Genomic DNA, 21,225 nt, shown 5'->3' with positions numbered 1-21,225 from the left:
ATCGCTCCACGCAGTCAAAGGACATCGCACGCATGAGCTCCATCGAAATCAAGGCTCTGACTCAGGCTGCGGGAGCCCAGGCAATGTTGGTCGATATGCTGATCGAGACGGTTGCGGCCGGCGGATCAGTCAGTTTCATGCATCCGCTGGCGCCGGAAGCGGCAGGCGCCTTCTGGACCAGATCGCTTATGGCCGCGGCAAGAGGCGAACGAGCGGTGCTCGCCGCCTGGGATGGCGAGGCTCTGGTCGGCACCGTCACCTTGCTGCTCGACTGTCCTCCCAACCAGCCGCACCGGGCCGAGATCGCCAAGCTGATGACCCGTGTCGATCATCGCGGCAAGGGCGTGGCTACCGGCCTGATGCGGGCGGCCGAAAGCCTCGCTGTCGAGAAAGGCCGCACGTTGCTGGTCCTGGATACAGCGGCAGAGGAGGGCGCCTCCGGCCTCTATGAGAGGCTGGGATTCACGCTAGCCGGCGAAATACCGGACTACGCGTTGAAGCCGCATGGCGGGCTGACCGGTACGCTTATCTACTGGAAGCGCATCGCCCAGTCCCGGTGACTGCTCTGAATTTCTATCCCTTGTGATGGACCTGCTGCAGCCCGTAGACCGGCGTTGCGATGCCTTCGTGCCGCGCCTTCAACTGCAGCGACAGGAATTGCGAATAGTGGCGCGACTGGTGCAGATTGCCGCCATGGAACCACAGTGCTTCCTGTTGCGTCGGCTTCCACATATTGCGCAATTCGCCCTCCCAGGGGCCGGGATCCTTGGTAGTGTTGGAGCCGAGGCCCCAGCATTTTCCGACCTTATCGGCAACGTCCCTGGATATCAGGTCGGCCGCCCAGCCGTTCATCGAGCCATAGCCGGTGGCGTAGACGATGAGGTCGGCCGGCAGGTCCGATCCGTCGCTAAGCAGGACCGAATGCTCCCGGACCTCCTTGACCTCGACGCCGCTTTTCAGCTTGATCGAGCCATCGATGATGAGGTCGGAAGCACCGACATCGATGTAGTAGCCTGAGCCGCGCCTGAGATATTTCATGAACAGGCCGGAATCGTCATCGCCCCAGTCGAGCATGAATCCTGCCCTTTCCAGCCCCTCGTAGAATTTGGCGTCGCGCTTCTTCATCTCGGCGTAGGCCGGGATCTGGAATTCATGCAGGATCTTGTAGGGCAGGGACGCAAAGACGAGGTCGGCCTTGGCCGTGGTCATCCCGCCTTGCACGGCTTTTTCCGAGTAGAGCGAACCCAGTCCGATTTCCATCAGCGTGTCGGATCTGGAGATATGGGTGGTCGAGCGCTGCACCATGGTGACATCGGCGCCGGCCTCCCAAAGGGCTGCGGCGATGTCATGGGCTGAGTTGTTCGAGCCGATGACGACGGCGCGCTTGCCGGCATAGGCATCGGGGCCGGGGTGCTTGGAGGAATGATGCTGATCACCCTTGAAGTTGTCCATGCCCTTGAATTTCGGCAAATTGGCCTTGCCTGACTGTCCCGTCGCCAGCACCAGATGCTTCGGCTTCAACGTGATATCTTTGCCGTCGCGGTGGACGATGACGGTCCATTCCTTCTTCTTGTCGTCATAGGTGGCGCTCTTGGCCTCGGTCGAGGACCAGTAATTCAGCTCCATGACCTTGGCGTACATTTCCAGCCAGTCGCCGATCTTGTCCTTGGGCGAGAAGACCGGCCAGTTCTTCGGAAAATCGATATAGGGCAGATGATCGTACCAGACCGGGTCGTGCAGGCAGAGCGACTTGTAACGCTTGCGCCATGAATCGCCGGCGCGCTCGTTCTTCTCGACGATGATGGTCGGCACGCCGAGCTGCCGCAACCGGGCACCGAGCGCGATGCCGCCCTGGCCGCCGCCGACGATGAGCGTGTGGGGCTGACTGATAAAGCCGAGTTCAGTCGCCTCCTTCTCGCGCTCCTCCTTCCAGGTTGGACGATTTTTGCCGTGACCGTGCTTGGCGCCCAACGGCCGGGCGAAGCCGGCGGGTTCCTCATGGCCCTTCAGCTCGACCATGGTGGTGAGCAGCGTCCAGATCTTACCGTTCTTCAGTCTGATATGGCCGAAGCCGCGCGCAACCTCCGTTTCGAAGCTGATCCAGCCCTCCAGCAGCTCGCCGCTTTCGCTGGCGTCCTCGCCCTTGGCGATCGCCCAGTTCGAAGGTTTTGTCTTCGCCAACTGGCTCATCAGCATGTCGCGCACCTGGTCGCGACCTTCCATGGTCTTGATGTTCCAGGTGAAGGTCACTAGGTCGCGCCAGTAGCAGTCTTCCTGAAAGCACCCGACCGCCTTGTCGATGTCGCCGGCGGCGAGCGCTGCGCCGAATTGGTCGAGCAGGTCGGTCAGTTTCTGGGCTGGGGCCTTGTCGAGCATCAAATTTCCTCCCGTGAAGTCCTGGTCGTCATCGTGGCTTTGCCGGACCCTCCCAGCCCGGTTGGCCTGAGTATCGCGGCAAACTATGCGCCGCGTCACGTCGTCAAATAGTTTGGCGTGGTTTCAATGGCTTATCGGGACGATCGCGGACACTGATCCTGCCGGCGGTCGTACCGGAACGGTGGTTCAACGCGATGGGCGCCAACGGGCCTGTCTGACACGGCCAACCGCCCCGAACCGTTTTGGCGTCCTGCACATTGGCCGTTGACAGCGGCGCAAAACCAATTCTATTGTCCGCCACCATGAAAACGGCACTCATTCTCGTAGTAGGAAAGCGCGTGGGCAAGGCGGTGTAACCGCCGGGCGAAAACCTCCCATGCGCACACACAGGCTCCCTCGGGGGCCTTTTTTATTGCCCGAAACACGACTAAACGACCAGCAATCGCCTGATGGCGGACAGTACGGGACCAGACCGATGAGCAGTGGACAGAACGAGCGGCGCGAAATGACCGGCGCCGAAATGGTGGTGCAGGCGCTGAAGGACAATGGCGTCAAGCATGTTTTCGGCTATCCGGGCGGCGCGGTTCTCCCGATCTATGATGAGATCTTCCAGCAGGATGAGGTCGAGCACATCCTTGTCCGTCACGAGCAGGGCGCGGGCCATGCGGCGGAGGGCTATGCGCGCTCGACCGGCAAGGCCGGCGTCATGCTGGTGACTTCGGGGCCGGGCGCCACCAATGCGGTGACGCCGCTGCAGGATGCGCTGATGGATTCGATCCCGCTGGTCTGCCTGACCGGCCAGGTGCCGACATCGCTGATCGGCTCGGATGCCTTCCAGGAGTGCGACACGATCGGCATCACGCGGCCCTGCACCAAGCACAATTGGCTGGTGAAGGACGTCAACGAGCTCGCGGCAATCATCCACGAGGCGTTTCATGTCGCGACGACAGGACGTCCCGGTCCGGTCGTCGTCGACATCCCGAAGGACGTGCAGTTCGCCAAGGGCATCTATGTGCCGCCGCAGACGGCGCCGCGCACGAGCTATCAGCCTAAGGTCCAGGGCGACCTGGAAAAGATCAAGGCGGCGGTCGAACTGATGGCCAACGCCAAAAGGCCGATCCTCTATACGGGCGGCGGTGTCATCAATTCCGGCTCGGAAGCCAGCCATTTGCTGCGCGAACTGGTCGACCTCACCGGCTTCCCGATCACCTCGACACTGATGGGCCTCGGCGCCTATCCGGCTTCGGGCAAGAACTGGATGGGCATGCTCGGCATGCACGGCACCTATGAAGCCAACATGGCGATGCATGATTGCGACGTCATGGTCTGCATCGGCGCGCGCTTCGACGACCGTATCACCGGCCGGCTCACCGCGTTCTCGCCGAACTCGAAGAAGATCCATATCGATATCGATCCGTCCTCGATCAACAAGAACGTCCACACCGATGTGCCGATCATAGGCGACGTCGGCCGGGTGCTGGAGGATCTGGTGCGGCTGTGGCGGGCGACTGCCAAGGCCGACAAGAAGGCGCTCCACCCGTGGTGGGAGCAGGTCGCGAAATGGCGCGCGCGGGATTCGCTTGCCTACAAGATGAACCACGACGTTATCATGCCGCAATATGCCGTCCAGCGGCTCTACGCGCTGACCAAGGACATGGACACTTACATCACCACCGAGGTCGGCCAGCACCAGATGTGGGCGGCGCAGCACTATCATTTCGAGAAGCCGAACCGCTGGATGACCTCCGGTGGGCTCGGCACGATGGGCTACGGCCTGCCGGCGGCGCTCGGCGTGCAGATCGCACACCCGGATGCGCTGGTCATTGATATTGCCGGCGATGCCTCGGTGCAGATGACGATGCAGGAGATGAGCGCGGCGGTGCAGCACGACGCACCGATCAAGATCTTCATCCTCAACAACCAGTATATGGGCATGGTGCGGCAGTGGCAGCAGCTTCTGCACGGCAACCGGCTGTCGCATTCCTACACCGAGGCGATGCCGGATTTCGTCAAGCTCGCCGAAGCCTATGGCGGCCATGGCATTCGCTGCGAGAAACCGGACGAGCTGGACGACGCGATCAAGGAGATGATCGCGGTGAAGAAACCGGTGATCTTCGACTGTCGGGTCGCCACACTTGCCAACTGCTTCCCGATGATCCCGTCGGGCAAGGCGCATAACGAGATGCTTCTGCCGGACGAGGCGACCGACGAGGCGGTGGCCAACGCCATCGACGCCAAGGGCAGGGAACTGGTGTAGCCCCCAGGCCGAGGCAGGGCTTGTTGGAAGAAGCCGTGCGGAAACAGAGAATTAGCTCAAAAGTTTGAAATCGAGATTCATGTCATGAACGCACAGCTTCAACCGACCGGCTCCGCCTATTTCATCGCCAAGGAAACGGAAAAGCCGGAGACTCACACGCTTTCCGTGCTGGTCGACAATGAGCCGGGCGTGCTGGCCCGGGTCATCGGCCTGTTCTCCGGACGCGGCTACAATATCGAAAGCCTGACGGTCTCCGAAACCGAGCATGAGAAGCATTTGTCGCGCATCACCATCGTGACGCGCGGCACGCCGCATGTGCTGGAGCAGATCAAGCACCAGCTCGAGCGCATCGTGCCGGTGCACCGTGTCGTCGATCTCACCGTGCGCTCGCATGAGCTCGGCCAGGATCGGCCTCTGGAGCGCGAGCTCGCGCTGGTGAAAGTGGCCGGCACCGGCGAAGCCCGCGTCGAGGCGCTGAGGCTGGCCGATGCCTTCCGCGCCAGCGTCATCGACGCCAACACCGAGCATTTCATCTTCGAGATCACCGGCAAGGGTTCCAAGATCGACCAGTTCATCGCCATCATGAAGCCGCTCGGCCTGGTCGAAATCTGCCGCACCGGCGTGGCGGCGTTGAACCGCGGTCCACAGGGGATGTGATCATGCGGCGCTTTGGGTCCAGTGCTCTGGCGCCACCTGTATTTATTCTGTCGCCTTGATCCTGATCTTCTGGCCCGGCCGCCGTGAGGTGGCCTTTGTGCGTCTGAGGTAAAAGGACAATATTGCTGATCTGCTTGGGAGGAAGCCCATGACCCTCGACGCATTCTTCGCCCTGCTGGTCTACGCCTTCGTGACCTCGATCACGCCGGGTCCGAACAACTTCATGCTTCTGGCTTCCGGTGTGAATTTCGGTTTCGCCAGAACCATTCCGCATATGCTGGGCATCAGCATCGGCTTCCTCGTGCTGTTGCTGGCCGTCGGCTTCGGTCTGGGCGCCGTGCTGACTGCGTTTCCGGTGCTGCATACCGGGTTGAAGATCGCGGGCGGCGTCTACCTGCTCTATCTCGCGTGGAAGATCGCCATGTCGCGTTCGCTCAGCGGCAAGGGCGAGGCTAAGGCGCGACCGATGCGCTTCATCGATGCGGCAGCATTCCAGTGGGTCAATCCCAAGGCTTGGGTGATGGCGATCACCGCCATGGCCGTCTATGCCATTCCGGAGCATCCATTTCTTTCGGTGGCGTTGATCTCGATAGCCTTCACCGTCGTCAACCTGCCGAGCGTTTCGGCGTGGGCAGGTTTCGGCATGGCGCTGCGCGGTTTTCTGTCTGATCCGGTGCGGCTGAAATGGTTCAACATCGCCATGGGCGTGCTGCTGGCGGCGACGCTGTGGCCGATGCTTCGGTAACTGCCGCTTTATTGTGCGCTGCACATTAAATCTTCGTAATGCCGGGTTTGGCACTTTTTCGCCTTCGGCGCCTTCTATCTATCTGGTGAAACCGCGGCATCAGGCTGCGAGTTATGCCAGATATGACCACCGAACCACGGCGTGTCGGATAGAAGGCTTTTTGGCGATGCGTGGAAAGATCGTGCTTGCGGTGCTTGCGGTCGCCTGCCTTGTCGCGGCCGGGCTCTATCTTTCGCCCACGGCAACGGACAAGGTCCGGCAGATGCTGTCAGCGGAGCAGGCGGCGCCTAACAAACCGGCGGCCGCCGCAAATGCCGCACGTTCTACCTTGGTGGTTGCCGCCACCGCTTCGAAGGCCGACTTCCCGATCCGGCGCTACGCCATCGGCTTCGTATCCTCCCCCGCCGTGGTCAGCGTGAACGCGCGGATCTCGAGCCAGATCACATCGATCGCCGTCAAGGACGGGCAAATGGTGAGGGCTGGCGACCTTCTGTTCTCGCTGGACGATCGTGCGCTGAAGGCGCAATTGGCCCGTGACCAGGCGACACTCGCCAAGGACCAGGCGTTGCTTGCAAGTGCCACGGCGGATCTTCAGCGCGCCAAGAATCTTGTCGCCAGGCAGGCCGGCACGCAGCAGACCTACGATCAGGCGATCGCCGCGCAGAAGTCCGCCGCGGCCACGGTCGATGCCGACAAAGCGACGATCGATGCGGACGAGGTCCAGCTTGGCTTTGCCACGATCACGGCGCCGATTTCCGGCAGGCTGGGCGCGGTCAGCGTCACGATTGGCGATCTCGTCACCACCAGCAACGGCAACAGCACGTCGACCCCGCTGGTGACCATCACCCAGGTGGACCCGCTGCAGGTGAACTTCAATCTTCCGGAAAGCGATCTTGCCTTGCTGCACAAGGCGCTGGCGGCGCCGCAGGAAGGCGCAGTCACTCTGACCAGGGACGGTGACCCGACACTGATCGGCAAGGGAACCCTCGATTTCGTCGATTCCAGCGTCGACACCGCCTCCGGCACGATCGCAACCAGGGCCAGCGTGCCCAATGCCGATCTTTCGCTGTGGCCGGGCCAATATGTGAATGTCGTGCTTGATGCCGGCATCATGCCGGAAATGACCTCCGTTCCCACGGTTGCGGTCCAGCCCAGCCAGAAGGGGCCGTTCGTCTATGTGATCAAGCCTGACAAGACGGTGGAGATGCGGCCCGTGCAGGTCGCACTGACCGAAGGCGACAACAGCGCTATCGGCGAAGGGCTAAAGAGCGGCGAACGTGTCGTCGTCGAGGGCCAGACAAGGCTGAAGAACGGCTCGCCGGTCCGCGAAGCCGAAGCTTCGACCAGGCCTAGTGATCAAGCGTCTCCCAAGGTTGCCGAGACTGGCGAGGCGCGTCCATGATCTCCGAATTCTGCATCCGCAGGCCCGTCGCCACCCTACTCATGTCCTTCGCGCTCGTGCTGGGCGGGCTGTTCGCTTACAAGTTCCTGCCGGTGGCCGCTCTGCCGAGCGCCGAGTTTCCGGTGGTCAACGTCTCGGCCTCGCTGCCCGGCGCCTCGCCGGAAACCATGGCGACCTCGGTGGCAACGCCATTGATCAAGCAGTTCGCCACCATCGCCGGCATCGATTCGATCTCCACCACCAACTCGCTCGGCTCGACCTCGATCGCCATTCAGTTCGTGCTCAACCGCGATATCGACGCCGCGGCGGCCGACGTGCAGGCGGCGATCGCGCGAACGCAGCGGCAATTGCCGCCCGAGATGACCAGCCCGCCGAGCTACCGCAAGGTCAATCCGGCCGATGCGCCGATCCTGCTGATGTCGCTGGTCAGCGACACGGTTCCGCTGACCGATCTCGATGCCTTTGCCGAGAATGTGATCTCGCCGTCGCTGTCGACGATCGACGGCGTGGCGCAGGTCTCGATCTTCGGGCAGCAGAAATACGCCGTGCGCGTCCAGATCGATCCGACGGCGCTCGCCGCACGCGGCATTTCGATCGACCAGCTGCAGACGGCGATCGCCTCGGCCAACAGCAACACGCCGCTCGGCGTGCTGCAGAACGACAAGCAGCAGCTGACGATCACCGCCAATACGCAGCTGACCAACGCGGCGGGATTTTCCAACATCATCATAGCCACCAAGAACGGCCGTCCGGTGCGGCTCGGCGAGGTGACACGCGTCATCGATTCAGTTGAGACCACGACGACAGCCAGCTGGTACGACGGCACTCGCGCGATCATCATGGCCGTGCAGCGCCAGCCCGATGCCAACACCGTCGACGTCGTCGACCGCGTCAAGGCGATGCTGCCGTCGTTCCAGGATCAGATGCCGGCGGCGGCCAGCATCCAGCTGCTCAACGACCGCTCGACTTCGATCCGCGAGGCGGTAGACGACGTGCAGTTCACGCTGCTGCTCACCATCGCGCTGGTGGTCATGGTGATCTTCCTGTTCCTCTGCCGGGTAACGGCGACGATCATCCCGGCGGTGGCGGTGCCGATCTCGCTGATCGCCACGCTCGGCGCCATGTTCCTGTTAGGCTTTTCCATCGACAACATCTCGCTGATGGGTCTGACGCTGGCGGTCGGCCTTGTCGTCGACGATGCGATCGTCATGCTGGAGAACATTTTTCGCCACATGGAGGAGGACGGGCTCTCGGCCCTCGATGCGGCGCTCAAGGGCGCCCGCGAAATCGGCTTCACCATCATTTCGATCTCGATCTCGCTGGTGGCGGTGTTCATTCCGGTGCTTTTGATGGGCGGAGTGATCGGGCGCATCTTCAACGAATTCGCGGTGGTGGTGACGGTCGCCATCCTGGCATCGATGTTCGTGTCGCTGACGCTGACGCCGATGCTGTGCTCGCGGCTTTTGTCGGTGTCGAAAGCCGACCGCGAAGCAGCCCAGGGCGAAGGCGGCGGGCACGGTTTCTTCATGCGGGGCTATGATTGGCTGCTGACCTTTTGCCTGCGGCACAGTTTCCTGGTTTTTCTCGTCTTCGTCGGGACGGCCGCAATGTCGGTCTGGCTGATCCAGACCTCGCCGAAAGGCTTCTTCCCGCAGGAGGATATCGGCCAGATTTCGGTGACGACCACCGCGCGCCAGGACATTTCATTCGACGCCATGGCGAAGCTGCAGGGGCAGGTGGCTGATGTCTTCACCCATTCACCCTATGTCTCGCATGTCGGGTGGTCGGTAGGCAGCGGAGACAATGCGCTCAACCAGGGCCGGCTCTATGTGCAATTGAAGGACAAGGACCAGCGCCCCGATCTCGACAAGGTGCTCTCGGACCTGCGGCGGCAGCTGGCCAATGTCCCAGGCATCGAAACCTTCATGCAGCCGGTGCAGAACCTGCGGCTCGGCGCGCGCGCTTCGGCCAGCGCCTATCAGCTCGTTGTGCAGGGCCTCGACATAGGCGCGGCGGACGTTTGGGCGCAGAAGCTCACCGATGCGATGGCCGCCGATCACGCAGCCTTCACCGACGTCACCAATGATTTGCAGAACAACGCCTTGCAGGCGTCGTTGGTGGTCGATCGCGACAAGGCGGCGACGCTCGGCGTCGACACCGATACGTTGCGCTCCAGCCTCTATGGCGGTTTCGGCACCGAGCAGGTGTCGACCATCTTCGGCTCCGCCGACAGCTACGAGGTGATCATGGAGCTCGACCCGAGAATCGAGTGGTCGCCAGAAAGGATGCTGGCGATCAAGGTGAGAACGGCCAGCGGCAGCCTGGTGCCGCTCGGCGCCTTCGCCCGTGTCGATCGGACCGCCGGTGCCTTGACCGTCAATCAGCTCGGCCAGCTTCCGGCGGTGACCATCTCCTACAATCTGCCGCAGGGCGTCGCGCTCGGCGACAGCGTCACCCGCGTCAATGCGCTGAAAGAAAAGATCGGCATGCCGGCGACGATCTCGACTACTTTTTCGGGCACGGCGAAAACGTTCCAGGATTCGCTTGCCAACCAGGGGCTGTTGATCGGCGGCGCGATCCTGACCATCTACATCGTCCTCGGCATCCTTTATGAAAGCTTCATCCATCCGCTGACCATCCTGACCGGACTGCCGTCGGCGGTGCTCGGCGCGCTTGTTGCGTTGCGGCTTGCGGGAATGGACCTGTCGGTGATTGCGGTCATCGGCATCCTGATGCTGATCGGCATCGTCAAGAAGAACGGCATCATGATGATCGACGTCGCGCTCGAGCTCAGGCGCGACGGGATGTCGCCGCTCGATTCCATTCACAAAGCCTGCCTGATGCGCTTCCGTCCGATCATGATGACGACATTGGCGGCGCTGATGGGCACGATCCCGATCGCGCTCGGCACCGGCGCCAGCGCCGAACTGCGCCAGCCGCTCGGCGTGGCGGTGGTCGGCGGCCTGGTCGCTTCGCAGGCGCTGACGCTGTTCGTCACCCCGGTCATCTATGTCTACATGGAGCATCTTTCCGGTTGGCTTGTCAGGCTGTGGCCGAGGCGTCGGGACGAGCAGCCACCCGTCGAAGCCGTCGACCAGCCTTCGCTGTTCGAGGGCGAAGAAGAGTTGCAGGGCGAGCCGCAGAAGGCGGCAGCGGAATAGAGGCCAATGGGCTGGCCCAAGCCGCGGCGCTTGCGATGAGATGCTTGCAGTCGTAGTTTTATGGCCATGTCCCACAACCATGATCACCACCACGATAACGAGCTTGATCCTTTTGCCGCCCGGGTGCGCGCGCTGGAGACGATCCTCACCCAGAAAGGGCTGATCGATCCGACCGCGATCGACGTGATCGTCGACACCTACGAGACAAAAATCGGTCCGCGCAACGGCGCCAAGGTGGTGGCGAAGGCGTGGGTCGATGCCGACTATGCCGAGTGGCTGAAGCGCGATGCGACGGCGGCGATCGGCTCGCTCGGCTACACCGGCCGGCAGGGTGAGCACATGCAGGCCGTCTTCAACACGGCAGGCACGCACAACCTCGTCGTCTGCACGCTGTGCTCCTGCTACCCGTGGTCGGTGCTCGGCCTGCCGCCGGTCTGGTACAAGGCGCCGCCCTATCGTTCGCGCGCGGTCATCGATCCGCGCGGCGTGCTCGAGGAATTCGGACTGACACTGCCGAGGACGACAAAAATCCGGGTATGGGATTCCACCGCCGAGTTGCGTTACCTCGTCGTGCCGATGCGGCCTGATGGCACCGAGGGCTGGAGCGAGGAGCGGCTGGCGGATCTGGTGACGCGCGACTCCATGATCGGCACCGGACTGGCGCGGGAGCCGGCATGAACGGGCCGCAGGATCTCGGCGGACAGATGGGGTTCGGGCCGGTCGCGCCCGAAAAGGACGAACCTTATTTCCATGCCGACTGGGAAAGGCGGGCGCTGGGCGTGACGCTGTGCGCCGGCGCCATGGGCGCCTGGAATATCGACGAGAGCCGGCATGCGCGGGAATCGCTGCATCCCGCCGACTATTATGCCTCCAGCTATTATGAGATCTGGATCAAGGCGCTCGAAACCTTGCTGAAGCGACACGGCTTCGTCAGCGATAGCGATCTGGCCACGGGCAAGGCGGTCGACCCTGCGGCGACGCCAAAGCGAGTGCTGAAGGCCGAAAACGTGCCGGCGGTGCTGGCCAAGGGTGGCCCCTGCGACCGGCCGATTGCCACATCGGCGCGGTTCAAACTGGGCGACCTCGTGCGCACGAAGAATTTTCATCCTACCGGCCATACAAGGCTGCCGCGCTACGCACGCGGCAAGCAGGGCGTCGTCGAGGCTGTGCGCGATGGTTTTGTCTTCCCTGATACAAATGCGCACGGCCAGGGCGAAAACCCGCAATGGGTCTATACGGTGGCTTTCGACGGCGCGGAGATTTGGGGCGATGGCGCCGATCCGACGTTGACCGTGTCGATTGACGCCTGGGAGAGCTACCTTGAGCCAGCGTGAGGCGAAGTCACACGCTGCCAAGCTGCCCGCGGGCCTCGATGCGCCGGTATTCGCCGAGCCATGGCAAGCGGAAGCCTTCGCCATGACGGTTGCGCTGCACGACAAGGGCTTGTTTTCCTGGAGCGAATGGGCGGACGCCTTGTCCGCCGAGGTCAAGAAGCCGGGTGCCGCAAGCGATGGCCATGACTATTACGAGCACTGGCTGGCGGCGCTGGAAAATTTGCTGTCGGCCAAAAGGGTTGCCGGAAAGGGCGACGTCGATGCGCTCGCCGCCGCCTGGGAACGCGCCGCGCATGCGACGCCGCATGGCAAGCCGATCCTGCTCGAGAACGATCCCAGGCCGACCGAAGGTCGTGGCGACCCGACCGGCTAGGTCGTGGCGGCCCGACTTCGTTCTCTTTACGTTCCGCCTCCCGCCTGATAACTTGCGTCATTGGAGCGGTGCGGCCTGCCGCCGATGATCGGTGGCGGTGGCTGTCGGCCTTGTCTTTCCCTCGCGAATCCGGTCTCTCCCGCTGATGGAATTCTCCCCTCAACAGGACGATGCGCTGAAAGCGGTCGCCAACTGGCTCAAGACCGGAAAGCCGCAGCTCTTCCGGCTGTTCGGCTATGCCGGCACCGGCAAGACGACGCTGGCGCGCTATTTCGCCGAGCATGTCGACGGCCAGGTGCAGTTCGCCGCCTTCACCGGCAAGGCGGCGCAGGTGCTGCGTTCCAAGGGCGCGCTCAATGCCCGCACCATTCACTCGCTGATCTACCGGCCGAAGGGCGAAGAATCGGTAGCGGACGAGGTGACCGGCAAGACCTCGATGTCGCCGACCTTTTCGCTCAACCGGCAGAGCCCGATATCGCGTGCGAAACTGGTCGTCATCGACGAATGCTCGATGGTCGACGAACAGCTTGGCCGTGACCTCTTGAGTTTCGGCACGCCGATCCTTGTTCTCGGCGACCCCGGCCAGTTGCCGCCGATCTCGGGCGGCGGCTTCTTCACCGACCATGAGCCGGATATTCTGCTCACCGAAATCCACCGGCAGGCGCGCGACAACCCGATCCTCCGGCTGGCGCTCGACGTGCGCGAGGGCCGCGAATTCATGCGCGGCGACTATGGCACAGCGCAGGTGATCGGCAAGGAAGACGTCACCCAGGAGCTGGTGCTGAAGGCGGACCAGGTGCTGGTCGGCACCAACAGGACGCGACGTCGCTATAATAAGCGGCTGCGCGAGCTGAAGGGGTTCAATGCCGACTATCCGCAGGCCGGCGACAAGCTCGTCTGCCTGCGCAACGACCCTGCCAAGGGGTTGCTCAACGGTTCGCTGTGGAAGGTGATGACCTCGTCGCGCGAGACGGTGAAACCCGGCATCAATTTGCTGGTTTCACCGGAGGAGGACGATCCGGACCGCGGCGTCGCCAAGATCAAGCTGCTCAAAGCGGCGTTCGAGGAGCCGGACGCCGATATTCCCTGGCAGCAGAAGAAGCGCTTTGATGATTTCGACTACGGCTACGCGCTGACCGTGCACAAGGCGCAAGGCTCGCAGTGGAACGAGATCGTGCTTTTCGACGAAAGCTGGGCGTTCAAGGAAACCCGCCAGCGCTGGCTCTATACCGCGATCACGCGAGCGGCCGAACGGCTGACGATCGTCAGATAGGCCGATCGAGCCGCAGCCCCGTGGACTGGGATTGCGTCAGCGCGGGGCAATCGGTCTGGCGCCGAGCCATTCCCAGGCGGAAGCTTCGTCCTTGGCCTCGAAATGCCTGAGGTCGACGGGCAAGGAAGCAGGCAGCAAGCTCTGCGCGTCGGGTACCCAGTTCGGCTCGCCGACCGCCGCGCAGCGGCCGACATGCTCCACGGCACGGGCCGTGCCCTGTTCAAGCGTTTCGTCCGACACATCGACCCAGTCGACGCCATCATGGTCGATCAAGCGCACCAGCACGTCGATTTTCGGGTGCAGCGCGTAAGCCGCCTCCAGCAAACCGAACAGATTTTCGGCGTCGGCCGCCGCCACATGGCCGACGACGTCGATGGCGAACAGGTCGTCGCGGTCGGTGTCGATGCGGCGAACCGCCGGCACGGCTTCAAGATAGTTCACGGCTCTTCCTCTTGCTGGCCATTATCCATCCGTCTGGAACACCGGAAACCCCCTGTCTGTTCCCGTCAAAGGCGGTATAGATGCGCGACAAGATCAGCCCGGACCCGCAAAATGCCCGCAAAACTTTCCGTCAATCTCAATGCCATTGCCATGCTGCGCAACCGGCGCGATCTGCCGTGGCCAAGCGTGACCGGGCTCGGACGCATCGCGCTTGCCGCGGGCGCCCATGGGCTGACTGTTCATCCGCGGCCCGACGAACGGCATACCAGGCATTCCGACCTGCCGGAGATCCGGGCGCTGATCGACGACGAATTCCCCAGGGCAGAGTTCAACATCGAGGGCTATCCGAGCGAAGATTTCCTGGCGCTTGTGGAAAAGCACCAGCCCGAGCAGGTGACGCTGGTGCCGGATGACCCGGCGCAGGCCACCTCCGACCATGGCTGGAACTTCGTTGCCGACGCGGCGTTCCTGACACCGATCGTCAAACGCCTGAAGAAAACCGGCATTCGCGTGTCGTTGTTTTCTGATTCGGATCCAGCAGGCGTGAAGGCCGCGCGCGACACCGGCGCGGACCGGATCGAGCTCTATACGGGTCCGTATGGCAGCTATCATTCCGATTCGGAAAAGGCCGCGAAAGAGCTGGAAAGATTGGGAAAAACCGCCGATGCCGCACTTGCCGCCGGGCTTCAGGTCAATGCCGGGCATGATCTGGTGGTGAACAACCTGCCGGCATTGGCAAAGCGCATCCCGGCGTTGGCCGAAGTGTCTATCGGACATGGGTTGACAGCCGATGCGTTGGAGTATGGCATGGCCGGCACGGTCAAGAGATTTCTGAAGGCCTGTGGGTGGTAGAGATGGAAGCCTCGCATTGCTTACATGGCAGCCATCACGTTGGGGCACTTGATATTGCATCGCAGCAAGCGTAGAGCACCGCGCGCTTATCGGAGTGTTGTCCATGGCCCTTACCAACAGTGGTAGTGAGGCAGAACCCGTCGAACAATCAAGCCATTCTAAGGTCGAACAGCACAGCACCAAGGTCCTGATGCTTGGCGCGCTCGGCGTGGTCTACGGCGATATCGGCACCAGCCCGATCTATGCGCTTCGCGAAGCACTGCATGCTTCGTCCGGCACCGATCCGCGCAGTGCCGTTCTGGGCATTCTGTCGCTGATCGTCTGGGCACTGACGATTATCGTGACAATAAAGTATGTCGCTTTCGTGCTTCGGGCGGACAACAAGGGTGAAGGCGGTACCCTGTCGCTTATGGCGCTGGCCCGGAAAGCTTATCCGGCCGGTTCTGGCATCATTCTTGCCATTGGTCTCTGCGGAGCCGCACTGTTTTTCGGCGACGCGATCATAACGCCGGCCATCTCGGTGCTTTCAGCAGTGGAAGGGCTGAGCGTCGTGACCCCGGCGTTCGATCCATACGTGGTTCCCATTACACTGGTGATTCTTGCCGTCTTGTTTGCCGTGCAGCGCTTCGGGACCGGTAGAGTGGCCTCCGTTTTCGGGCCGGTGACGGCGCTCTGGTTTCTGGCGATCGGCATTGCCGGATTGGTGCACATTCACGACGATCCGTCGGTGCTTTTGGCAATCAACCCCTACTATGCAGTTGTCTATCTTGCCGAAGCCAAAACGGGCGCATTTCTCACCGTCGGCGCGGTTTTTCTGGCGGTTACCGGTGCTGAAGCCCTTTACGTCGATCTTGGGCACTTCGGTCGCCGTCCAATCGTGCTAGCCTGGTTCTGGATCGTCTTCCCATGCCTGCTACTCAGCTATTTTGGGCAAGGCGCGTTCGTTCTTGCTCACGGGGGGGTGCCCGACAATCCGTTTTTCCAGATGCTGCCAGATTGGGCACTGATACCGATGGTCGGGCTCGCAACAGCGGCGACTGTCATCGCCAGTCAAGCCGTCATCTCCGGGGCGTTTTCGCTGACCCGGCAGGCGGTGCAGCTCAATCTTCTGCCCAGAATCGAAGTTCAGCATACTTCCGAGATGCAACTCGGCCAGATTTACATGCCGCGCGTGAATCTCATTCTCGCGCTCGGCGTAATGCTGCTGGTCGTCGGCTTTGGCAGTTCGAGTTCCCTGGCTTCCGCTTATGGAATTTCGGTGACAGGCGAAATGCTGATGACGACTATTTTGCTATTTGTGGTGATGCGGTGGCAATGGAAATGGCAGATCGCGCTCGCTGCGGCGCTCGCGCTGCTCTTTGGCACGATAGATACCGGCTTCTTCCTGGCAAATATTGTGAAATTCGTGGAAGGCGGATGGGTTTCAATCGCTGTTGCCTGCCTCATGGGGCTGATCATGGGGACCTGGATACGCGGGAGTCACTATCTCTTCGACAAGACGCGCAGGAACGAGATTCCGCTCGATTTCCTTGCCGGCAATTTGTTGAAGAAGAAACCGCAGCTGGTGTCCGGTACGGCCGTGTTCCTCACCAGCGATCCAGTCAGCGCGCCGACCGCACTGATGCACAGCCTGAAGCACTACAAGGTTCTGCACGAACAGAACGTCATCCTGTCGGTGGTCACTGCGCAGCAGCCTCTCGTGCCCGATAGCGATCGGGTCAAGATGGAAACGATCAACGAGCTGTTCATGCGGGTGACGCTGACCTTCGGCTACATGGAACAGCCCAACATTCCGCGTGCGCTGGCGATCTGCCGCAAGCAGGGCTGGAAGTTCGACATCATGACGACCTCCTTCTTCCTGTCGCGGCGCTCGCTCAAGGCATCACCCAATTCCGGCATGCCGGTATGGCAGGACAAGCTGTTCATCGGGTTGGCGCGCACGGCAGCGGATGCGACCGAGTACTTCCAGATCCCGACCGGACGTGTGGTTGAGATCGGAACGCAGGTGGCTATCTAGTCGAAAGGCCGTGCCCTGTCGAAGGGCACGGCCTTTGTCGCAACCTCCGCGGTCAGCCAGCCAAAGCTGCCTTGTTCGCCTCGATGAAATTTTTCAGCGATTGCGGCTTTTTGCCTGAAAGCGTCTCGACCGCGTCGGTCACCATGGCGATCCGACCGGAGCGCGTGTTGGTGTCGAAGGAAGTGATGATGGGGGCGAAGCCTTCGGGAACGCCTGCCGCCTTCAGCCCTTCGGTGAGCGCTTCGTCCGAAAGCTGGACAACCTCGAGGGGCTTGCCGGTGACGTCGGTCACCAGGGCTGCGATCTCGGCGACCGTATAGGCCTGCGGGCCGGTCAGCGTGTACGTCGTGCTTTCGGTCGCGCCGGAAGCGAGGCCGGCGGCGATCGCCGCGGCCATGTCGTCGCGAGCGCCATGGGCGATGCGGCCGTCGGCCGCCGATGTGTACCACTGCCCTGAGGCAATAGCGTGTGGCAGCGACATGAACAGGTTCTCCTGATACCAGCCGTTGCGGAAGATCGTGTAGGGGATGCCGCTCGCCTTGATCGCCTGTTCGGTGCCGTAGTGATCGCCCGCAAACAGCACCGGCGATCCCGGCTCCGGGTTGGGCATCGAGGTGTAGAGCAGGTGCGAAACGCCAGCCTGCTTGGCTGCAGTGACCGCGTTCTGATGCTGCTTCAGCCGCTTGCCGTGAAGCAGGTCGATTTCGCCGGTCGAGATGATCAGAGCCCTGTCGGCGCCCTTGAATGCGCTGGCCAGCGACGCCGTGTCGTCGAAGTCGGCGGCTCTGATGACGACGCCACGCGCCGCCAGCTCGGCGAGATTTTCCGGGTTGCGTGTGGTGGCGATGATGCGCGCAGGCGCCACCTTGAGCGTGTCCAGCAGATGATGGATGACGGCGCGGCCAAGCTGGCCGGAAGCGCCGGTGACGAGAAGGGTTTCGGTCATGGGAGGTCCTGTCGTTGCGCCGGAGCGGCGGGTGCTTATATGAGTCTCAAAAAGAGACCAGCACTAAAATAGGAATTGACCGACCCCCGTAAAGAAGGCAGTTTTGCGGGAGGTAGGCAGGCGTAGGGAACCAGCGATGGACAGCAAGATCGTCAGTCTGAGATCGAAGCTCGAGATCTATAAAGCGGGCAGCGGCGGGGGCAACATTGCGGACTGTCCGGTCCGCGACGTGATCCAGGGCATCAGCAACAAATGGAGTTCGCTGCTGATGATGGCGCTGGCGGAGAAGCCGTACCGGTTCGGCGAATTGCGGCGGCTGGTGCCTGACATTTCACAGCGCATGCTCACCCAGACGCTGCACGATTTGCAGCGCGACGGCTACGTCCATCGTGAGGTATTCCCGACCAAGCCGCCGAGCGTCGAATACAGTCTGACCGATCTCGGACGCTCGATGTTCGGGCCGCTGCACCAGCTGCTCCAGTGGGCCGAGCTCAATCATGGCGCTGTGCGCGCCGCGCGGAACGCCTTCGACGCTACCGAGGCCTAACCCAGGCGCGGCGGTGGCACGTCCGGGTCTTTCAGGCGCTGTCGCTGATGCTGACGCCGTTCTACCAGTCGGATTCGACCGTGATGCCGTTCGTCCGCGACAGGCTGGTGGCGTCAGTGGCAAAAATCCCGCCGGCGCCAAACATCCTTGCCTCGATGGTGGCTGGAACCGTGGTCGATCCGTTCAGGCGGATCGGGATCAAAAAAGCGCAGTGGCCGCTTCGGTGCGGCGGATGATGGTCGAAAGATGTGAACCCCTCGCTTGCAGGAATGCATGAAGGCGCTGTGGATAATCCGGGGTGACGGCGTTCTTCACCGACTTGCGTTCGTGCAATCCCTTCCGCCAGGCCTCGACAAGCGGCTTTCCGTTCAGGATGCCGAAATCGCCGATCCGATCGAAGGCGTCGAAATAGCGGAAGATTGGTCCATAGACAGCATCGACCAGTGAAAAGCGCTCGCCGGCGAACCATGGTCCAGCTCGGCCAGTCGCCAGTTCCGCTTCGAGACGACCAAACATTGCCGACAGACCTTCGCTTTCGGCCAGGAAGGTGGCCGCGGTCGGTGCGGAATAGAGTCGACCGATGGCGTTGAGGATGGCCGAGCCGAACTCGATCCAGGCGCGATGGCGGGCGCGGGCCAGCGGATCGGCAGGATGAAGCGGGGACCGTTGCGTTTCCTCGAGGAATTCGAGGATGACCGCCGACTCGAAAATCACCGTTTCTTCGCCATTCTGCTGCACGCGCAGCAGCGGCACTTTGCCGAGCGGCGATATCGCCTTGAACCAGGCCGGCTTGTTGGCAAGATCGATGGTGAGGCGTTCGAACGGCACGTCCTTTTCGGCGAGCGAGATCGCCGCGCGCTGCACATAGGGACAAAGGTGGTGGCTGACGAGAACGAGCTTGTCGGCCACCAGGCTGCCCGTCTCCGGGATGTCGGCGATCTTGCAGATTTCATGTTTCATGGTAGCACCTCCGCTATCAATGCAGTTGCATCTATATAGATGCATTTGCATCCACTGGCAAGCTTGATGCAGTTGCATCTATCGCCTATGCTGCAATCATGACGGAGAAAACCAATCCTTCGCCCGCGGCCATCAAGGCCTGGGCGCGCCTGATGCGCGCTTCGCGCCAGCTGGTGGAAAGAGCCGAAGACGCGCTGAAGGACAGCAGCTTACCGCCGCTTGCCTGGTACGACGTGCTGCATGAGCTAGCCGAAGCGGGTGAGGGTGGGTTGCGGCCATTCCAGCTGATCGAGCGCACACTGTTTGCGCAATACAACATCTCCCGGCTGCTGGCGCGGCTCGAAGCGGACGGGCTGGTCGAGAAGCTCAGGGTTGCCGATGACGGGCGAGGACAGACTATCCGCATTACGGGCAAGGGGCGCGAGACGCGCCGCCGCATGTGGGCCGTCTACGGACGATCGATCGTGGAGCTGGTCGGTGCCAGGCTTTCCAACGATGACCTGGAAACCTTGTCGGCTCTGCTTGGGCGGCTGCGCCATCCAGCCGCCCTGGAGTGATGTGGCCGTTGGCGCGACCTCAGATACTGCCCCAGAGGAATGCCAGTGCCGCCAGCACGCCAAGCATGACGCGAACCAGATGCAGATTGCCCCATTTGATGATCAATTCCCTGGCCCGCGGATTGGTGGCAGCCGCGTCCATCGCCTCCAGCAATCGGTTTGTCGGCATCATTGCGATCAGCGTCCATGGCCAGGGTAGGATGATCAGCACCGCCCCGACCAGATAGGCGAGACTGCCGGTCTGCCACCAGGCAACGACACCAAGAACACAGGCGACCACGGCGATCGACGCCTGCATTGCGGCGCCGCGCTTGTAGGAAGGCTGCCATTCCTGCAGCAACGCCCGGTCATCGAGGCGAAGCCGCGCCGGCTGCTCGGCGACGCTGACATAGATGGCGGCGCCGGCGAAGGCGGCGGTAACGGTCAAGGCGAGCAGGCCGATGAGCATCTTCCCTCCGTGATACGCCATTTCCGTAAGGGCCGTCCTTTTGGAAAGCGTCAAAGTGGAGATAGGGGCTTGCACCGGTTCGGGCAATACGCCATAGAAGGGTCCGAACCGTAACGTACGGTACGGCCTTCTAGTGAATGCCGCCGTCTTCGAGCAGGAAAAGAGTTTGTTGCAGGCAAGCGCCGACATCGACACCAGCGAGGCGCTGACGGAGCGGCAGAAAGCTGTGCTCGATGCTGCCCTTCGCCTGCTGGTCGAGGAGGGTGATCAGTTGACCATGACCGCCGTAGCGCGGCGAGCGAGCTGTTCCAAGGAAACGCTCTACAAATGGTTCGGCGATCGCGACGGGCTTTTGACGGCAACGGTGCAATGGCAGGCGTCCAAGGTGCGAGTGGTGCCGGTCGACCGCAAGGGGCTCGACCTTGCCTCATTGACGGCGAGCCTCGAGCGCTTCGCTTCGGATTGGCTCAAGGTGATTTCGAGCGACACCTCGATCGCGCTCAACCGCGTCGCGGTCAGCCACGCCGGATCCGGCAAGGACGATCTCGGCGCCATCGTGCTGGAGAATGGCCGCTTCGCGCTGGCCAGGCGCCTGAAGCCGGTGCTGGAAGCAGGCCAGCAGGCCGGGCTTCTCGAGTTCTCGGATGCCGAAGCGGCATTCCGCACCTTTTTCGGGCTGGTCGCCCGTGACGTGCAGATTCGCCTTCTGCTCGGCGACCGGCTGGAAATGACTGATGCGGCGATCGGCGGCGATGCCGTCCGGGCGACGCAGCAGTTTCTCGCTCTCTACGGAGCAAAAACCGGGCCGCGAGGCCTCTAGATCCGGATGATTTCAGGTCAAGTCGACCTGAAATCGGAATCCGGCTCTAAATCAAAGAG

General features: G+C 62.2%; 20 protein-coding genes and 1 pseudogene. 16 read left to right on the top strand and 5 right to left on the bottom strand.

What is annotated here, in order from left to right; genetic code table 11:
* Positions 1–32: 32 nt before the first annotated feature.
* Complete coding sequence (locus tag EN885_RS21245) at positions 33–560, top strand: GNAT family N-acetyltransferase (RefSeq protein WP_128243761.1); 528 nt, start codon at positions 33–35, stop codon at positions 558–560.
* Positions 561–573: 13 nt separating this feature from the next.
* Here EN885_RS21245 and EN885_RS21240 read toward each other — a convergent pair whose 3' ends face one another.
* On the bottom strand, positions 574–2,376 hold the full coding sequence (locus tag EN885_RS21240; protein ID WP_128243762.1) for an NAD(P)/FAD-dependent oxidoreductase: 1,803 nt from the start codon (positions 2,374–2,376) through the stop codon (positions 574–576).
* A 475-nt stretch (positions 2,377–2,851) separates the two neighbouring features.
* Between EN885_RS21240 and EN885_RS21235 the strand changes: the two genes are divergently transcribed.
* The 9 genes from EN885_RS21235 to EN885_RS21195 all read left to right on the top strand — a co-directional run bounded on the left by EN885_RS21235 (position 2,852) and on the right by EN885_RS21195 (position 13,578).
* A complete protein-coding gene (locus tag EN885_RS21235) occupies positions 2,852–4,633 on the top strand; it encodes an acetolactate synthase 3 large subunit (protein WP_128243763.1) in 1,782 nt (593 codons plus the stop codon).
* Between the two features lie 84 nt (positions 4,634–4,717).
* A complete protein-coding gene (gene ilvN / locus EN885_RS21230; protein WP_095483396.1) occupies positions 4,718–5,290 on the top strand; it encodes an acetolactate synthase small subunit in 573 nt (190 codons plus the stop codon).
* A 148-nt stretch (positions 5,291–5,438) separates the two neighbouring features.
* The gene (locus tag EN885_RS21225) at positions 5,439–6,035 is read left to right on the top strand and encodes a LysE family translocator (RefSeq protein ID WP_128243764.1); all 597 of its coding nucleotides are present in this window, start codon (positions 5,439–5,441) and stop codon (positions 6,033–6,035) included.
* A 166-nt stretch (positions 6,036–6,201) separates the two neighbouring features.
* The gene (locus tag EN885_RS21220; protein ID WP_128243765.1) at positions 6,202–7,437 is read left to right on the top strand and encodes an efflux RND transporter periplasmic adaptor subunit; all 1,236 of its coding nucleotides are present in this window, start codon (positions 6,202–6,204) and stop codon (positions 7,435–7,437) included.
* On the top strand, positions 7,434–10,598 hold the full coding sequence (locus EN885_RS21215) for an efflux RND transporter permease subunit (RefSeq protein WP_128243766.1): 3,165 nt from the start codon (positions 7,434–7,436) through the stop codon (positions 10,596–10,598). The genes EN885_RS21220 and EN885_RS21215 overlap by 4 nt, the downstream gene beginning before the upstream one ends.
* Before the next feature lie 66 nt (positions 10,599–10,664).
* Positions 10,665–11,276, top strand: a complete 612-nt coding sequence (gene nthA / locus EN885_RS21210) for a nitrile hydratase subunit alpha (RefSeq protein ID WP_127205210.1) — start codon at positions 10,665–10,667, stop codon at positions 11,274–11,276.
* Positions 11,273–11,932: a nitrile hydratase subunit beta gene (nthB, locus tag EN885_RS21205; protein WP_095483400.1), complete on the top strand. Its 660-nt coding sequence runs from the start codon at positions 11,273–11,275 to the stop codon at positions 11,930–11,932. The genes nthA and nthB overlap by 4 nt, the downstream gene beginning before the upstream one ends.
* Complete coding sequence (locus EN885_RS21200; RefSeq protein ID WP_126105950.1) at positions 11,919–12,305, top strand: nitrile hydratase accessory protein; 387 nt, start codon at positions 11,919–11,921, stop codon at positions 12,303–12,305. The genes nthB and EN885_RS21200 overlap by 14 nt, the downstream gene beginning before the upstream one ends.
* Before the next feature lie 145 nt (positions 12,306–12,450).
* Positions 12,451–13,578, top strand: a complete 1,128-nt coding sequence (locus EN885_RS21195; protein ID WP_126105951.1) for an ATP-dependent RecD-like DNA helicase — start codon at positions 12,451–12,453, stop codon at positions 13,576–13,578.
* 36 nt (positions 13,579–13,614) lie between these two features.
* Here the strand turns inward: EN885_RS21195 and EN885_RS21190 are convergent, their stop codons facing one another.
* On the bottom strand, positions 13,615–14,019 hold the full coding sequence (locus tag EN885_RS21190; protein WP_095483403.1) for an STAS/SEC14 domain-containing protein: 405 nt from the start codon (positions 14,017–14,019) through the stop codon (positions 13,615–13,617).
* A gap of 111 nt (positions 14,020–14,130) precedes the next feature.
* On the opposite strand from EN885_RS21190, the gene EN885_RS21185 reads away from it, so the two are divergent.
* Both EN885_RS21185 and EN885_RS21180 read left to right on the top strand, forming a co-directional pair.
* Positions 14,131–14,871, top strand: coding sequence for a pyridoxine 5'-phosphate synthase (locus tag EN885_RS21185; RefSeq protein ID WP_095483404.1), 741 nt, complete (start codon positions 14,131–14,133; stop codon positions 14,869–14,871).
* 103 nt (positions 14,872–14,974) lie between these two features.
* Entirely contained in the window at positions 14,975–16,888 is a 1,914-nt protein-coding gene (locus EN885_RS21180; protein ID WP_095483405.1) for a potassium transporter Kup, read from the top strand.
* Between the two features lie 52 nt (positions 16,889–16,940).
* Here the strand turns inward: EN885_RS21180 and EN885_RS21175 are convergent, their stop codons facing one another.
* The gene (locus EN885_RS21175; RefSeq protein WP_128243767.1) at positions 16,941–17,834 is read right to left on the bottom strand and encodes an SDR family oxidoreductase; all 894 of its coding nucleotides are present in this window, start codon (positions 17,832–17,834) and stop codon (positions 16,941–16,943) included.
* Between the two features lie 136 nt (positions 17,835–17,970).
* On the opposite strand from EN885_RS21175, the gene EN885_RS21170 reads away from it, so the two are divergent.
* Together EN885_RS21170 and EN885_RS21165 are read left to right on the top strand one after the other, a co-directional pair.
* Positions 17,971–18,381, top strand: a complete 411-nt coding sequence (locus EN885_RS21170; protein WP_095483407.1) for a helix-turn-helix domain-containing protein — start codon at positions 17,971–17,973, stop codon at positions 18,379–18,381.
* Between the two features lie 2 nt (positions 18,382–18,383).
* Positions 18,384–18,617: pseudogene (locus EN885_RS21165) on the top strand (FAD-dependent monooxygenase); the annotation flags it as partial.
* Here the strand turns inward: EN885_RS21165 and EN885_RS21160 are convergent.
* Entirely contained in the window at positions 18,580–19,341 is a 762-nt protein-coding gene (locus tag EN885_RS21160) for a glutathione S-transferase family protein (protein ID WP_128243768.1), read from the bottom strand. The pseudogene EN885_RS21165 and the gene EN885_RS21160 overlap by 38 nt on opposite strands.
* A gap of 98 nt (positions 19,342–19,439) precedes the next feature.
* Between EN885_RS21160 and EN885_RS21155 the strand changes: the two genes are divergently transcribed.
* A complete protein-coding gene (locus EN885_RS21155; RefSeq protein ID WP_128243769.1) occupies positions 19,440–19,898 on the top strand; it encodes a MarR family winged helix-turn-helix transcriptional regulator in 459 nt (152 codons plus the stop codon).
* Positions 19,899–19,917: 19 nt separating this feature from the next.
* Here the strand turns inward: EN885_RS21155 and EN885_RS21150 are convergent, their stop codons facing one another.
* Positions 19,918–20,346 carry a DUF1772 domain-containing protein gene (locus tag EN885_RS21150; protein WP_127292338.1) on the bottom strand — a complete coding sequence of 143 codons (429 nt, stop codon included), beginning with the start codon at positions 20,344–20,346 and terminating at the stop codon, positions 19,918–19,920.
* Positions 20,347–20,512: 166 nt separating this feature from the next.
* Between EN885_RS21150 and EN885_RS21145 the strand changes: the two genes are divergently transcribed.
* A complete protein-coding gene (locus tag EN885_RS21145) occupies positions 20,513–21,166 on the top strand; it encodes a TetR/AcrR family transcriptional regulator (protein WP_128243770.1) in 654 nt (217 codons plus the stop codon).
* Positions 21,167–21,225 lie beyond the last annotated feature (59 nt).

The organism is Mesorhizobium sp. M6A.T.Cr.TU.014.01.1.1 (assembly GCF_004022765.1).
Classification (GTDB): Bacteria; Pseudomonadota; Alphaproteobacteria; order Rhizobiales; family Rhizobiaceae; genus Mesorhizobium; species Mesorhizobium mediterraneum.
The sequence above is the reverse complement of the archived record's forward strand: the minus strand, read 5'-3'. Positions and strand labels throughout refer to the sequence as shown.